This is a genomic window from Succinimonas sp. (assembly GCF_045225735.1).
Lineage (GTDB): Bacteria > Pseudomonadota > Gammaproteobacteria > Enterobacterales > Succinivibrionaceae > Succinimonas.
Window position 1 is genome coordinate 1 of record NZ_JBGVBR010000410.1, and the last position, 14,050, is coordinate 14,050.

Sequence of the window (14,050 nt, forward strand, 5' to 3'; positions counted from 1 at the left end):
AAGTATATCTAAAGTGAACTTTCTTAAGAAGGAGCTTTACCCCCAATAAAACAAGGGCGGGAAGAACCTTTAAGGTTTCCTCCCGCCCTCAGGAACAGGAATGCCGTTTCCGCTTAAAAAGTCGGGGCAGTTTCCCAAACTATACTGTGATCAGCATTTTCCGGACTGCGGCAGATCAGATCCGGTCTCAGTCCCGGCTTAACTCATCCCTCAGACAATGGGGGAGGCGCTTTCCTTGCGATACTGCGCCGGAGTAATGCCAAAGGCCTTCTTAAAGCTTCTGCTGAAGTGCTCCGTATTCTGGTAGCCGCAGCTCGCGGCAATGCTTTCCACCGTCTGGTTGGTGTTTTTAAGCAACGTCTTGGCCCGCTTCATTCTGATGCCGGACAGGAGCTCCCCGAAGGTCTTGCCGGATTTGTCCCGGATATACTTGGAAACATAGGGAGTGGAAAGTCCCAGCTCTTCAGCCAGAAGCTCCAGGGTCACATCCTGATAATGCGCCTGCATGAAGTTCATAATGCTGATAAGACGCTCGTCCTTCTCATTGAGATTCTGAGCCAGAGCGGGGATCTTGTTCACCGCCACTACCAGAGCGGCTACAGAAGCCCTGATGATGTCGTCATCAATGCCCACGCCGAAGAAGTTTTCGCCATTGCAGGCCACTCCCACATAGGCCACGGCCTTGGAGGAGGATCCCTGAGTCAAAGCATGCTCCTCGTACATCTGAAGCTCATAGCTGATGCCGAAGAACTGCTTAATGGCATTGCTTACCGCATCCAGACGGCCGTTGCCGTTACCGTTAACCACGGTAGTGCGATCCCCGGTTTTGATGCTGGCGCTGGCCATGATGCAGTCAGACTGGGTAAAGTGGATTTCCGGCACGGTAAAGTTCGGGGTGCAGTTAATGTAGTTATCGGTGAAGATCTCGTAAACCCATTCCGGAGAAAGCTCCTTGTGAGCCTCATCGGAAACCTGCTTAACCGCATAGCCCAGCTGCTCCCGCATTTTAAGGGGGATGGTGAAGTGATAGGCATGGCTGAGAATATAAGCCACGCCGCCCTTGCCGGACTGACTGTTGATTCTGATGACATCGGAATCATAGGTGCGGCCCACATCCACGGGATCAATGGGGAGGTAAGGCACAGTCCATTCTTTGAGATCGTGCTCCTCTCTCCAGGCCATGCCCTTGGCAATGGCATCCTGGTGGGAACCGGAAAATGCTGTAAACACCAGATCTCCGGCATAGGGCTGTCTGTCATAGACATGCATTCTGGTGCAGCGCTCATAGGTTTCCCGGATCTTGGGCATTTCCGAAAAGTCCAGTCCCGGATCGATGCCATAGGCCACCATATTCATGGCCACGGTGATAATATCCACGTTGCCGGTACGTTCGCCGTTCCCGAACAAAGTGCCCTCCACCCGGTCGGCTCCGGCCAGAACGCCCAATTCCGCATCGGAGACGCCGGTGCCCCGGTCGTTGTGGGGATGAATGCTGAGCATGACGTTCTCGCGATGGCGGAGATTCTTGCTGAGATACTCAATCTGCGAAGCAAAAACATGGGGCATGGCGGTTTCCACGGTAGCCGGAATATTGATAATGGCCTTGTGATCCGGCTTGGGCTCCCAGACATCCAAAACCGCATTGCAGACCTCCAGAGCATAGTCAACCTCAGTGCCGTGGAAGCTCTCGGGGCTGTACTCGAAGGAAAAGTTTCCTTCGGTCTCGGAAGCGAGCTGCTTCAGAAGCCGGGCGCCGTCCACGGCCAGTTTTTTAACCTGCTCCCGATCCTTCTTGAAGACCTGCTCCCGCTGGGCCACGGAGGTGGAGTTATAAAGATGGATCACGGCTCTGGGAGCGCCCTGCACGGCCTCGAAGGTTTTTTTGATAATATGCTCCCGGGCCTGAGTGAGCACCTGAATGGTCACATCATCAGGGATCATGTTTCTTTCAATAAGAGCCCGGGCAAAATCAAACTCGGTCTCGGAGGCAGCCGGAAAACCCACTTCGATCTCCTTGAAGCCGATCTTAACCAGCAAGGCGAAGAATTCCAGCTTCTCCTCGAGACTCATGGGTTCGATAAGAGCCTGATTGCCGTCCCGGAGGTCAACGGAGCACCAGACCGGAGGCTTTTCAATATAATCCTTTTTCACCCAGTCCATGGAGCTGACCGGCGGCAGAAAGTACTGTCTCTTGTATTTACCAGTTTGAATCATAGGAGCCTCTTTTGTAAAAAAAAAATCAAAACTTATGATATATTTTAAGCAAAATTCAGAAAAAGGAAAGACATTTCTCACTTTCTCCGGAAAATTTTCCCCGGAAGAAGCCGAATCCGCATCAGGAAGCATCAGGCATTGCGAGCCGCTGCCAGCGATACGGGCAGGAAAGAGGCTGAGGTTAAAGGTTCCAGGGGCTGAGATTTTGAGAGACGGATGTTTTGAAAGACAGAGTTTTCGAGAGGCGGTTGCGCTGAGAAATAATAATTAAGGAGGAAGCCGCCCGGGGGCGCCTTCCGGTTAATAATTAAAGGGGCGCTGCCCCTTTACCCCGAAAACACCCCGCGCTGCCTGAAATTAAAGGATATGACAGCTTTCTGAGGCTCAAATACAGCAGCCCCACCACGAGGGGCTTGCAGCCTGCCTGATGCCGATGCCTCCGGCAGGAACGCCGAGACGGAACGAGCAAGTCTCTCTCCAAGCCTCTCTTTCCGTCTCTCTCTTTCGGACCCTCTTTTCTTCTTTTCCCGGGGTCTTTGCTACTCGCCCCCGAACACAATGGTAAGAGCGCTTCCCAGGAGAATAAAGAGGATCATGCCAATGGCAAAGCAGCCCGCAGCACGCTCCCTTTGCCAGAACAGCGCCAGACGGGAGTTCCCTTCCGCATCGCTGAACATGGAAAGGAAACTCCCGCCCCCGGCTCCGGATCCCTTAATGCGGCGATGGCTTCCGTCCGGCATGATCTCGTACATGATGGGGGTATCATAAACGCTGACCCGGCCGGCCTTAAGCAGGTAGATCAGAACCGTCACGGCTGCGAGGGTATACCAGGCAGCGCCGTATTCCAAATGAAAGTTGGCCATGAAGGCTTCCCCGGACTCCATGGCCAGGAGACGCAGGGGAACCGCCAGAAGCGCCGGCAAAAAAATAATAACAAAGGAAGTGACCAGAAGCTTCAGAATTCTTCCGGATCCGTAGAAGCGGATCACCACCGGAACGATTTCGCCCCTTTCGTTGGGCTCCCGGAACACCGGACTGTTGTCATAGGGGTTTTTCAGAATGTCCCGGCTCTCGTCAATATGAAGCCTGCGGTTCTCCCGGCGGGCCCGGGAAACCTCGGACTTAAGCACGATATTCCGTACCAGAGATTTTCTGCCGTCTCCCATAATGGCAAAGATGATGATCCCGAATACCAGGCCCCCGTACACCATGAGCTCGGCATCAAAGTCCCCGAACCAGCCCAGAGCCAAAGTGAGAATCACCGTGTAAATCAGGGGCTCAATAACCCAGGGGCAGGTCACCCTGGAGCGGGATTCGGAAACGGCTATTCTTCCGGTCTGGCCGTTCATCACCGCCAGGAGGTTCCCCTCCTTGATAAAGTACACCGGAAGAAGCGCGTTAAGGGTCAGAAGATCCCCGGAAGCCACGGTAACATTCACCCCCGTGGACTGCAGCACTCTTTCGATCTCCGGAAGGAAATCCTCCCGCACCTCCTCCTCCGTCCGCTTTTCCGTATCCGCCTCGCTGAGGTCCATTAGCTGCACCGGCTGTCCGGAAATGAGGCCGTATTCAAAGGGCCGGGCCTGAGACCAGTCAAAGGGCTCCATGCCGTTCATCACCAGGTTGTCCAGCTTGGCGGAAACGCTTATGGCAATGCCTTCCAGATAGCCGGAGCAGCGATAGGCGCGGGTGCCGCCATCCCGGTACACCGTGCCCTCTACCGGCCCCCGCACCAGCTGGTAGGGAGCATAACACCCGGTGAGATGGTCAAGAGCGGCCAGAACGGCCTGCCCCTCGGGGGTTTTGGCATGCTTTTCCGCCCAGGCCTGCATTCTCTCCCGGGCTTCCTTCGGGGTAATGAAAAAGGGGATCATGATCTCCGGAAGCCGGGCCGCATCCAAAAGCTCCGGTCTTATCAGAGCGCTGTCGCAGTAGGGACACTTCCGGGAAGCATCGCCTTCCGGAAAAACCACCCGGGCCCCGCAGGAGGGACATGTGCATTCCCGGTATTCGGTGCCTTCCCGGCGTTCCCGGGTATTCTCTCTGTTAAGACGGCGCCAGTTCCGGGCCGCCTGGCCGGCTTCGGCAATGCCGGTAAGCTCGCCGCAGCCCGGACAGCGATAGGTCTGCTTCAGAATGTCGAACCCCGCCGGGGTATTGCAGTTGCGGCAATAAACCCGCAAAGGGATCTGCGCGGAAATGTCTGTCATAGGGTCTCCTTTCGGCTTTGAGATAAAAAATCCCGGCACAAAACCGGGATATGGCAGTAACTGTCCTGTTACTTAAGACGATCCAGAGCCTTCTGAGCCAGTACCGCCTCAGTGGAGCCCTTGTAGGAATTAATCACCACCTGATAGAACTTTTTAGCCTTGTCAGGATTCTTGAGAAGCTCCTCGATGGCGCCCAGCTTGTAAATGGAATCCGCCCTCTTGGAGCAGTTCTTGTACTTGGTAACGTTCAGGAAATTCTCCCGGGACTTCTGGTACTGCTTCTGCTTATAGTAGATCTGGCCCAGCCAGTAGTAGGAATTGGGCACCAGATCGGAATCGGGATAATCCTTAATAAGCTCCAGAAAGCCCGCTTCGGCCTTCTGAAGGTCATTGTCCCGTACCTGAGTAAAGGCCTCCTCATAAAGCTTTTTGGGATCTCCGGAGGCTTTTTTAGATTCCGGAGCCGGAGCTGCGGGAGCCGTTGCCGGTTCCTGCTTTGCGGTCTGGTCAGCGGCAGGATTGGCGGCGGGAGCCTGAGGCTTTGCTCCGCCCTTTTCCAGCGCGCTTAACCTGTCGGAAAGATCCTGCACCCGGCCCTGCAGATCCCTGATGGCGGCATCCTGCTGCTGCACGCGGTTCTGCATTTTCAGAAGAGCCGCATTCCGGTCATTAAGCTGTTTTTCCAGCTGAGCCATGGTAGGCTCGGCAACGGCCATAGGCGAAAGCAAAACGGCTGACAGCGCCACAGCTGTTCCCAAAGCGCCCTTAAGCTTCAAAAAAGCCATGTTCACTCCTTATTAGTAAGAGATTACCGCCCGGCGGTTTTTCTTCCAGGCGTTTTCATTATGCTCGAAAATCTGCGGCTTTTCCTCGCCGTAGCTGACAATGGAGATCTGCTGAGCCGGAACCCCGAGATTGAGGAGATACTGCGCTACGGCGCGGGCGCGGCGTTCGCCCAGAGCAATGTTGTACTCCGGAGTGCCCCGTTCATCGGTATGTCCCTCAATGATAATGGTAACCTTTGAAGCCCCTCTCAGGAAATCGGCATGAGCCTCCAACAGGCTGACGTAATTGGTGGGAATGGCCTCGCTGTCAAAAGCAAAATAGATAATGTTATCCTGCTTCAGAGCCTGGAGCTGCGCCCGCTGCTCCTTGGTAAGATCCAGACCGTCATTGGGAGAGGCATAATCATCTCCTACCACAATGGCGCCGTTCTCCAGAGAATCGCCGTTTTCAACAATAGAGGGATCCTCCACAATGGCCGGGCCGTCGTTTGCGCTTTCATCATTCTTGGTAGCGCATCCGGTAAGTCCCATGGTTAACAGCAATCCCGCGGAAAAACATAAAACAAACTTATTTAACATAAAAAAATCCCTTGCGTTTTATAAATCAAGCCTTTGACCGGCTGCGGAAAATTTTCCCGCGCGCTTACCTTCCGGCATATCCTGACCAGGAGGGGAAATAATACTCCCCGCCGGTGCTCTTAAGAATCTCCCGGTATCTGCCGTTGGCAGAAACCAGAGCCAGGACGCTCTTGCCGCCCTTGACTGTGTTGTAAATAATCATGGTGCCTCCCGGAGAAACCGTGGGAGATTCATCCAGCGTGGTTCCCGTAAGAGGGTAAAGGCTGCCGGCAAAATCCTGCCGGGACACCCGGAAGCCGCCGTTATTGTTTATTAACACTATACCTGAATTATCAGGCATTACAACCGGAGAAAGGTTCTTTACGGGAGAACGGGTTACCCGGGCCACCGTTCCGCTGGAAAGATCCATGCTGAACACCTGGGCCGCGCCGGCTCTTTCCGAAACAAAATAAAGCTTCCGGCCGTCCGGAGACCAGGAGGGCTCGGTATCAATGCCGGGGTTGCTGGTAACGCGCTTCAGACTCTTTCCGGCCAGATTGAGCACGTAGATTTCGGGGTTGCCGTCCTTGGAAAGCACCATGGCCAGACTGGAGCCGTCCGGTGACCAGGCCGGATTGCTGTTCAGTCCCGGGAAGCTGGTAATAAGCTTGCGGGAGCGGGCTGCCATGTCCAGAGTATAGATTTCCGGGCGGCGCTTCTCAAAGGAAACATAAGCCAAGGTGCGGCCGTCGTTCTTCCACTTCGGGCTCATAAGCGGCTGGGAGGACACCAGAAGCACTCTCTCGTTTTTGCCGTCATAGTCAGCCACTGCCAGCTGATAAGGATGCTTGGAGGCAAAAACTCTTTTTACGTAGGCGATTTTGGTATCAAAGCCGCCCCGGGAGCCGGTGAGCTTTTCATATACCTGATCGCTGACGCGGTGCCCGTATTCCCGAAGGCGGTTCACCGGGACGTCCGCCTTGATGCTCTGAAGCACCTGGGGAGAGCCCGAGTTCAGCGATATCAGCTCGAAATGCACCACATAGCCGGAGGCGCCCTTGGCTACCCGGCCTACCACCACAGCTTCGGTGCCGGCGGGAAAATCAGAGGCCCTGACCTCTTCTCCGGTGGCCGGGCGGGCGCTGCCGCCCGCTGCCGGGGAAAACACCCCGGTACGGGACAGATCCGCGGAAATGATTCCGGCCAGATTCTGATCCTCGTTAACTCCGGTCTGTCCGCCGAAGGGCACTACCACGATTTTTCGGCCCACATCCATACCGCCGGTAATTTCCAGGTTCAGATCCGCCTGAACAATTCCCGTAAGTCCCAAAAAGAGTGTAACGGCACTTAAGGCCTTACCCCATAGTCTCATATTGCTTTTCCTGATGCGTCCTTTTTGACGCCAGCTCCTTAAAAACCACTTTAAATTAAATTTTCGGCGTCATCTTGAAATGAATCACCCGGCAATCGCTGCATTCCTTGGGCGGCGGCGGGAAGGAGTGAATGCGCTCCAAAGCCTGAATAACCGTCTGACATACCCTGCTGTCTCCGGTGCAGGTCTGACCGCTGATGCTGCCGTTTTCGGAAATCTTGACAGTCAGGTTGACGGTTTTGCCGTTCATGGCCTTTTCCACGTGCCAGGAATCCTCAATAATGCTTTTCACCGTCAAGCCGTAACGCTGAGCCATTTCCAGCTGGGCATTGTTTCCGGGAGTCCCCTGACCGTTTCCGGGGCCGTCCAGAGATCCCAGAATGTCATCCTCCAGAGATTTTTCCCGGGCTTTTCTTCTGGCCTCTTCTTCGGCTTTTCTCTTGGCTTCCGCTTCAGCCTTCCTCTTAGCCTCGGCTTCGGCCTTTTTCTTAGCTTCCTCTTCAGCCTTCTTCTTGGCCTCGGCTTCAGCCTTCTTCTTAGCTTCCTCTTCGGCCTTCTTCTTAGCCTCGGCTTCAGCCTTCTTCTTAGCTTCAGCTTCGGCCTTCTTCTTAGCTTCCGCTTCAGCCTTCTTCTTAGCCTCGGCTTCAGCCTTCTTCTTAGCTTCTTCTTCGGCCTTCTTCTTGGCTTCCTCGGCCTTTCTTAAAGCCAGTTCCGCCTGCTTTCTGGCTTCCTCCTGAGCGGCCTTCTGAGCGGCTTCGATCCGGGCCTGTTCCTCAGCCTTTCTCCGGGCCTCGGCTTCCGCCTGCCGGCGAGCTTCCTCTTCGGCCTTTCGCCGGGCTTCGGCTTCCGCCTTCTTCTTGGCTTCCGCTTCGGCCCTCTTCTTAGCCTCGGCCTCGGCTTTCTTCCGGGCTTCAGCTTCCGCCTTTCTTCGGGCTTCCTCCTCCGCCTTTCGCTTGGCCTCCAGAGCCGCCTTTCTCCGGGCTTCCTTCTGGGCCGGGAGCGATTCATAATCCACCATAGTGGCATGAATCAGGGGCTTTTCCTTCTCCTTGGGGGGCTCCGGGGTGAAGTCCGCATTAAAATAAAGCACAGCAAACAGCGCCAGATGCAAAAGAACGGCGATGGCAGCTGATGATGCAAGACTGTACTTCATCTGAAAGGAACTCCCCTCTGGTCTTCAGCTATTTGCTCTTAAGAGGCTCGGTAACCAGTCCGACGCTTTCCACGCCGGCATTCTTAAGAGAATTCATAAGCTGAATAACGCTGTCATAGGAGGCGCGCACGTCTCCCTGCACCACTACCGGAGAGCCGGGCTTGTCTCTGAGATAAAGCTGCACTCTTTCGGAAAGATCCTGAAGAGATTCCACCGGCACGGCGCCGCCTCCGGGGATCTCCACAAAATAGCGGCCCCTGGCATCCACGCTGCAAATAACGGGGATCTTCTGATCCTCGCTCATGGCCTCGGATTCGGCCTGCGGGAGATCCACCGTAACCCCCTGCATGACCACCGGAGCCGTGGCGATAAAGATCACCAGGAGCACCATCATCACGTCAATATAGGGCACCACGTTTATTTCCGCCATGGGACGTTTTTTGGCGCGGCTTCTTCTCATGAGGGCTGCCCCTTCTTATCGGTCTTCTCGGCATTAGCCGCAGTATTGCGATTCAGAATGGTGGAAAATTCGTCAATGAAATTCAGGTACTGATTTTCCAGCTTGTCCACCTTTACCACATAGCGGTTGTAAAACAGCACCGCCGGAATTGCCGCAAAAAGACCCATGGCCGTGGCGATCAGAGCCTCAGCGATAGGAGGAGCCACCATGGCCAGAGTGGCATTCTTCACGGCGGAAAGAGCAATAAAAGCGCTCATAATGCCCCACACCGTCCCGAAAAGACCGATATAGGGGCTGATGGAACCGATGGTAGCCAGAGTGGGGAGATGGTTTTCCAGCTCCTCCAGTTCCCGGGAGCAGCTTACCTTCATGGCCCGGTAGGTGCCGTCCATCAGGGTGTCCTTGTTCTTGACGCCATCCCGGTGCATGCGGGCGAATTCCTTGAAGCCGGCGACAAAAATCTTTTCCATGGCGGACTGATCCCGGTTTCCGGCACAGCCATGATAGAGGGTATTGAGATCCGAACTGCCCCAGAAGCGATCCTCAAAGGCATCGGCCTCCTTCCGACAGCGCTTCAGGTATCTTCCGTGCTGAATGATAATGGTCCAGCTTATGATGCTGAGGAGCACCAGAAACAGCATCACTCCCTGCACCAGCGGACTGGCATGCATGATAAGACTGGTAATGGAAATGTCAGCGCCTGCCGACATCGCAACATCCTGCACGGACTCTGCCGCCCTCATGGGCAATTCTTCAGCCGTCACTTTCTACCTCGCGCAATTAACCTGTTCCCGCTGCTTCATTCTTTATTTGCTCTTTATTCACTCTTCACCGGCAAAACCGCCCGGGCGGCTTACCCTGAATGAACAGTCCCGCATTATACACCATGTTTCCGGGGATTCGTCCCCTGATGAAAAACTCAGGGCTCTCCGAAGATCCCAAGGCTCCTTCAGGTGTCATTCGCGAGTCATTTCAGGTGTCAGCCGTGTTTCATTGAGGTCTCGTTCAGACGGCGTCCGGAGCAAAAACCTTTTTCAGATTATCCGGGAAGAGACACGGCTTCATGGCCTTCATGTCCACGCAGGCAATTCTGGCCTTGGCAGTTACCAGAAGCTCGCCCTTCTGATTGAGCACCGTCTGCCGGAAGGTTACCGATGCGGACATCAGGCTTTCCACCTCGCAGGTTACCGTAAGCTCGTCATCCAGCCGGGCCGGTCTCTTAAAGCCGATTTCCAGACTGGACACCACAAAGCCGAGACCGGAATCCAGCATGCCCCGCTGCTCGTAGCCCCGGTGCCTCAGCCACTCGGTTCTGGCCCTTTCGATAAATTTCACATAGTTGGCATTGTAGACCACACCGCCGGCATCGGTATCCTCAAAATATACCCTTACCTTGATAGAAAACGGCTCCGCATTCTCCATGGCTTCCTCGCTCATTATTTAATGTCCTCCGCAATCCCGAAGTGCGCGTAGGCTTTTGCAGTAACCATGCGGCCCCGGGGGGTTCTCTGAATAAATCCTTCCTGAAGCAGATAAGGCTCCAGCACATCCTCAATAGTGTCCCGGTCTTCTCCCAGAGTGGCGGCCAGGGTATTCAGCCCCACCGGCTTTCCCTGAAAATCCTGAATTATCGTCAGAAGATACTGCCGATCAAAGTAATCAAAACCCAGCTCGTCAATATTAAGAAGCTCCAGAGCCTTCTTGGCCACCGGTCCTGTGATCATGCCGGAGTTATTCACATCCGCATAGTCCCGCACCCGGCGGAGCAGCTTGTTGGCAATGCGGGGAGTGCCCCGGCTTCTTCGGGCGATCTCGAGAGCCCCTTCGGCGTCAATCTTAAGCTTAAGACGCCGGGAGGAGTTATCCACAATAGTACGGAGCTCCTCGTGGGAGTAATAGTTAAGACGCTCCACAATGCCGAAGCGAGCCCGGAGCGGGGAGGTCAGGGATCCCGCCTTGGTGGTGGCCCCGATAAGAGTGAAGGGAGCCACAGGCACCCGCATGGATCTTGCGGCCGGGCCCTCACCCATCATAATGTCCACATTGAAGTCCTCCATGGCCGGATAGAGGAATTCCTCGATCACCGGGTTCAGACGGTGGATTTCGTCAATGAAAAGCACATCGTCCTTTTTAAGCCGGAGGAGCAGCGCCGCAAGGTCGCCCTTCTTTTCCAGCACCGGGCCGGAGGTGGTAATAAGGCTGGACTTCATCTCGTTGGCGATAATGCTGGCAATGGTGGTCTTGCCCAGCCCCGGAGGGCCGTACACCAGCACATGATCCAGGGGCTCCTTTCTTTTCAGGGCCGCCCGGATGGCGATATCCAGATTGCTTTTAAGGCTCTCCTGTCCGATATAGTCCTTGAAAAACTGCGGCCGGAGCGCCCGATCCAGGGATTCGTCATCGCTGCCGGAGACTTCCCCGGATACCATGCGTCCGGAAAGATCCCGTCCTCCCGAAGCTGCCGGGGCTTTGCCGGAGCCCTTCCCCGCTGCCGGGACATCACCTTTGAGATTGTCCTTTTCTATTGCCATTTCATATTTCCTGAAAATTTACCATCGTCTCAAACCAGCTTCCGGATCCTGAAAAAGTTCTGTATCTGTCCTTGCCTCCGGAAACTCCAAAAATCTGTCTCGCTATACTGCCGCCAGCACTGCCTTGATAACCTCCTCGGCGGACATGCCCTTCTTATAGGCCTTGTGCACTGCGGCGGAGGCCCACTGCGGCTTGTACCCCAGAGCAATAATGGCCTGGCAGGCTTCCTCTTCCTCCTGATTGGTTTCCGGCAGCACCGGAGCCGCAGGGCTGCTCTGCTGCACCTCTGCCTGAGTTTTGGGATCCGCCCACTCGGACACCCGATCCCGCATTTCCACCACTATTCTCTCAGCGGTTTTCTTGCCTACTCCGGGGATCTTGGTAAGAGGCTGGAAGCTGCCGTCCCGGATCACCCGGGCGAAATCCTCCGGGGTCATGGCCGAAAGCACGGCCAGAGCGGTCTTGGGGCCGATGCCGGAAACCTTGATAAGCTCCAGAAACAGTCTTTTGGAGGATTTATCCGCAAAGCCGTACATGCTTTCGGAATCTTCCTTGATAATGTGAGCTATATAAAGGAAGGCTTCCTGTCCGGGTTCCGGCAGCTTGTAGAAGCTCATCATGGGCACAGCCAGCTCATAGCCGACGCCGTAAACCTCCAAAAGCACCTCCGGAGCGTTTTTTTCCAGAATTTTTCCTCTCAGCGAACCTATCATAAACTGCCCTGCCTCACTTCACTAATCTGCTTTTGCACGACCCTGCAAAAAACAATAAATATACTGAATATGGGCATTTTTGTGAATAGAGCAGGAGGATTTTCAGCAATTAAAAACGAAAGAAGTGAAAGAGAAGTGAATGAATGAAGAAAGGAAGACAGAAAAGGGAAACTGAAAATCAGACCCCGAGAAAGAAACGAGTGCGGTGAATGCAAGGCAGAGCCGATACAAGAACAGAGCAGGAGCGGCGCTCAGGGGGGATCCCGTTTCTGGATCAATGTACCTGACATGCACGGCCCGCGATCGTTTATCTCCAGCGTCACACATACTTGTTTTAACGGCCGCATACGTTCCAAAAATGCCGTTATGTTCCGCTGCTGCCATACCGTCGTCAATTACTCTCAGCCATAGCTGAGAAAATCTCCCCTCGCAAAATCCTTCATAATCTGAATTACAGATTACCCGCAGAGAAGCCGGTATGGGGACAAAAACCCCGCGCTTTTTCCCGCACTTTTTTGTTCCGGAGCACGGGAGTCACCGGTCTATCATGAACAACTAAGAAGGTCTTCAAATCAGCTGTTTCAAAGGCCTTCGGCAGCAGGCAAACCAAAAGCTTAACCTGCTTAACCGGCTAACCATAAGAGGAGAATGAATATGTCCTGGCTTGATTATATTGGCAATGCGATATCCAAATTCTTTGCCGAATCCTATGGATGTGGATGTGGATGCGGATGCGGAGGTGAATGTTGTTTCCCCGTCCCTGATACGGAAAGAAACGAATGGTCTTGGGATTATCAAGAGAAAATCGGGGAATGGGCCTGGGAGCACCGCGAGGAAATCGGCGAAGCCATTGAGATTGGCAAGGCTATTATTGACTGGATTCCCGATGATACCTTTGACAACTGAGGATTCTGCCCGAGGAGTTCTCTCCCCGCTTCGCGCCACCACTGTCAGCTATTATTTTTGAAGAAGGAACATACTATGAAAAAAGCTAACACCACCGTCCGGATTACCACCACCGCCACCACCATCAAGACTGTCCGGACTACCACCATCAAAATCAACACCTCCCGCAACGCCGTGCGTCACGCCAATAAGAAAAACTCCGGAGCCAAAGCTGCCCCAACCCCCGCAAAACCCGCTGCCATTGCTTCCCCTTCCGCCAGCGAAGCCTGTACGGGAGCCGTCATCGGCAGCGTTGCGGGAGCCGCCATCGGCTCTGTCTTCTGTCCGGTCATTGGCGCTGCTGCGGGCGCTGCCATCGGCACCAGAGCAGGCACTGTCATCAATGACATTGCATCCAAGCTCTTAGATTAAAGGCCGAGCTGGAATTCCGGGGATCGAATGAAGACGGGAACATTGCACTTTTTTGTTCCCGAATCCTAAAGCCCCGGATCTACCATGAACAATTAGGAAGGTCTTCAAATCAGCTGTTTCAAAGACCTTCGATAGCAGGCCAACAAAAGCTTAACCTGCCGAACCAACTAACTAACCAATAAAAGGAGAATGAATATGTCCTGGTTTGATGATATTTGCGACACGGTATCCAGCGGCTTTGACACCGCCTGCGACCTGGCCTCCAGCGCTTACGACACCGCCGTGGAAGCAGGAGAATGGGACTGGGAGCACCGCGAGGAAATCGGCGCAGTGGCTGAGGTCATCAATGATACTCTCGAAAAGATGTCCGAGATTCCCACTGAGATCTGAGGATTTTCCCGGGGAGAACTCTCCCCGCTTTGCGCCAGCACTGTCAGCTATTATTTTTGAAGAAGGAACATACCATGAAAATCAGTAAAGACAACATCAGCCGGATTGTCGGTGCCGTTTTCGACATCTCCTGCGATTTCGTGAATTACATCAATTATGAAATCACCGGCTCCGAATTTGCCAAAAGAACCGCCAAAACCGCTGCCAGCACTGCCGCCGGAGCCGGCGGAGCCTGGGCAGGAGCAGCCATCGGCACTGCCATTTTTCCGGGCATCGGCACCGCTGTGGGGGCAACCATCGGCGGCCTTGCCACCGGCTTCGGGGTTTCCAAACTCTTAAAATAAAG

The 14,050-nt window shown here is 54.4% G+C and carries 15 protein-coding genes; 4 read left to right on the forward strand and 11 right to left on the reverse strand.

The window, feature by feature from the left end; all coding sequences use genetic code 11:
• Positions 1–210: 210 nt before the first annotated feature.
• The 11 genes from ACJROR_RS14325 to ruvA all read right to left on the reverse strand — a co-directional run bounded on the left by ACJROR_RS14325 (position 211) and on the right by ruvA (position 11,997).
• Positions 211–2,214, reverse strand: a complete 2,004-nt coding sequence (locus tag ACJROR_RS14325; RefSeq protein ID WP_406547693.1) for a 2-isopropylmalate synthase — start codon at positions 2,212–2,214, stop codon at positions 211–213.
• A 539-nt stretch (positions 2,215–2,753) separates the two neighbouring features.
• Positions 2,754–4,424, reverse strand: a complete 1,671-nt coding sequence (locus ACJROR_RS14330) for a hypothetical protein (protein WP_406547694.1) — start codon at positions 4,422–4,424, stop codon at positions 2,754–2,756.
• Positions 4,425–4,492: 68 nt separating this feature from the next.
• The gene (ybgF, locus tag ACJROR_RS14335; RefSeq protein WP_406547695.1) at positions 4,493–5,209 is read right to left on the reverse strand and encodes a tol-pal system protein YbgF; all 717 of its coding nucleotides are present in this window, start codon (positions 5,207–5,209) and stop codon (positions 4,493–4,495) included.
• A 12-nt stretch (positions 5,210–5,221) separates the two neighbouring features.
• Complete coding sequence (pal, locus tag ACJROR_RS14340) at positions 5,222–5,788, reverse strand: peptidoglycan-associated lipoprotein Pal (protein WP_406547696.1); 567 nt, start codon at positions 5,786–5,788, stop codon at positions 5,222–5,224.
• 64 nt (positions 5,789–5,852) lie between these two features.
• Positions 5,853–7,139: a Tol-Pal system beta propeller repeat protein TolB gene (gene tolB, locus ACJROR_RS14345; RefSeq protein ID WP_406547697.1), complete on the reverse strand. Its 1,287-nt coding sequence runs from the start codon at positions 7,137–7,139 to the stop codon at positions 5,853–5,855.
• A gap of 55 nt (positions 7,140–7,194) precedes the next feature.
• Positions 7,195–8,292: a cell envelope integrity protein TolA gene (gene tolA / locus ACJROR_RS14350; protein ID WP_406547698.1), complete on the reverse strand. Its 1,098-nt coding sequence runs from the start codon at positions 8,290–8,292 to the stop codon at positions 7,195–7,197.
• A 28-nt stretch (positions 8,293–8,320) separates the two neighbouring features.
• Positions 8,321–8,752 (reverse strand): protein TolR, encoded by a 432-nt coding sequence (gene tolR, locus ACJROR_RS14355; protein WP_406043637.1) that lies wholly within the window; start codon positions 8,750–8,752, stop codon positions 8,321–8,323.
• A complete protein-coding gene (gene tolQ / locus ACJROR_RS14360; RefSeq protein ID WP_406547705.1) occupies positions 8,749–9,444 on the reverse strand; it encodes a protein TolQ in 696 nt (231 codons plus the stop codon). Before tolQ ends, tolR begins: the two co-directional genes overlap by 4 nt.
• 313 nt (positions 9,445–9,757) lie before the next feature.
• Positions 9,758–10,189: a tol-pal system-associated acyl-CoA thioesterase gene (gene ybgC, locus ACJROR_RS14365; RefSeq protein WP_406547699.1), complete on the reverse strand. Its 432-nt coding sequence runs from the start codon at positions 10,187–10,189 to the stop codon at positions 9,758–9,760.
• The gene (gene ruvB / locus ACJROR_RS14370; protein ID WP_406547706.1) at positions 10,189–11,181 is read right to left on the reverse strand and encodes a Holliday junction branch migration DNA helicase RuvB; all 993 of its coding nucleotides are present in this window, start codon (positions 11,179–11,181) and stop codon (positions 10,189–10,191) included. Before ruvB ends, ybgC begins: the two co-directional genes overlap by 1 nt.
• 204 nt (positions 11,182–11,385) lie before the next feature.
• The gene (ruvA, locus tag ACJROR_RS14375; RefSeq protein WP_406547700.1) at positions 11,386–11,997 is read right to left on the reverse strand and encodes a Holliday junction branch migration protein RuvA; all 612 of its coding nucleotides are present in this window, start codon (positions 11,995–11,997) and stop codon (positions 11,386–11,388) included.
• A 654-nt stretch (positions 11,998–12,651) separates the two neighbouring features.
• Between ruvA and ACJROR_RS14380 the strand changes: the two genes are divergently transcribed.
• The 4 genes from ACJROR_RS14380 (at position 12,652) to ACJROR_RS14395 (ending at position 14,048) form a co-directional block, all read left to right on the forward strand.
• Entirely contained in the window at positions 12,652–12,903 is a 252-nt protein-coding gene (locus tag ACJROR_RS14380) for a hypothetical protein (protein ID WP_406547701.1), read from the forward strand.
• Between the two features lie 75 nt (positions 12,904–12,978).
• Positions 12,979–13,314 carry a hypothetical protein gene (locus ACJROR_RS14385; RefSeq protein ID WP_406547702.1) on the forward strand — a complete coding sequence of 112 codons (336 nt, stop codon included), beginning with the start codon at positions 12,979–12,981 and terminating at the stop codon, positions 13,312–13,314.
• Positions 13,315–13,509: 195 nt separating this feature from the next.
• The gene (locus ACJROR_RS14390) at positions 13,510–13,704 is read left to right on the forward strand and encodes a hypothetical protein (protein WP_406547703.1); all 195 of its coding nucleotides are present in this window, start codon (positions 13,510–13,512) and stop codon (positions 13,702–13,704) included.
• A gap of 74 nt (positions 13,705–13,778) precedes the next feature.
• Complete coding sequence (locus tag ACJROR_RS14395) at positions 13,779–14,048, forward strand: hypothetical protein (protein ID WP_406547704.1); 270 nt, start codon at positions 13,779–13,781, stop codon at positions 14,046–14,048.
• The last annotated feature ends 2 nt before the right edge of the window (positions 14,049–14,050 follow it).

Coding starts and splice junctions, on each gene's coding strand:
- ACJROR_RS14390 (WP_406547703.1), top strand. CDS start 13,510: ATGTCCTGGTTTGATGATATTTGCGACACGGTATCCAGCGGCTTTGAC.
- ACJROR_RS14395 (WP_406547704.1), top strand. CDS start 13,779: ATGAAAATCAGTAAAGACAACATCAGCCGGATTGTCGGTGCCGTTTTC.
- tolR (WP_406043637.1), bottom strand. CDS start 8,752: ATGAGAAGAAGCCGCGCCAAAAAACGTCCCATGGCGGAAATAAACGTG.
- ACJROR_RS14330 (WP_406547694.1), bottom strand. CDS start 4,424: ATGACAGACATTTCCGCGCAGATCCCTTTGCGGGTTTATTGCCGCAAC.
- pal (WP_406547696.1), bottom strand. CDS start 5,788: ATGTTAAATAAGTTTGTTTTATGTTTTTCCGCGGGATTGCTGTTAACC.
- ybgF (WP_406547695.1), bottom strand. CDS start 5,209: ATGGCTTTTTTGAAGCTTAAGGGCGCTTTGGGAACAGCTGTGGCGCTG.
- tolA (WP_406547698.1), bottom strand. CDS start 8,292: ATGAAGTACAGTCTTGCATCATCAGCTGCCATCGCCGTTCTTTTGCAT.
- ACJROR_RS14385 (WP_406547702.1), top strand. CDS start 12,979: ATGAAAAAAGCTAACACCACCGTCCGGATTACCACCACCGCCACCACC.
- ruvB (WP_406547706.1), bottom strand. CDS start 11,181: ATGGTATCCGGGGAAGTCTCCGGCAGCGATGACGAATCCCTGGATCGG.
- ruvA (WP_406547700.1), bottom strand. CDS start 11,997: ATGATAGGTTCGCTGAGAGGAAAAATTCTGGAAAAAAACGCTCCGGAG.
- ACJROR_RS14325 (WP_406547693.1), bottom strand. CDS start 2,214: ATGATTCAAACTGGTAAATACAAGAGACAGTACTTTCTGCCGCCGGTC.
- tolB (WP_406547697.1), bottom strand. CDS start 7,139: ATGAGACTATGGGGTAAGGCCTTAAGTGCCGTTACACTCTTTTTGGGA.
- ACJROR_RS14380 (WP_406547701.1), top strand. CDS start 12,652: ATGTCCTGGCTTGATTATATTGGCAATGCGATATCCAAATTCTTTGCC.
- ybgC (WP_406547699.1), bottom strand. CDS start 10,189: ATGAGCGAGGAAGCCATGGAGAATGCGGAGCCGTTTTCTATCAAGGTA.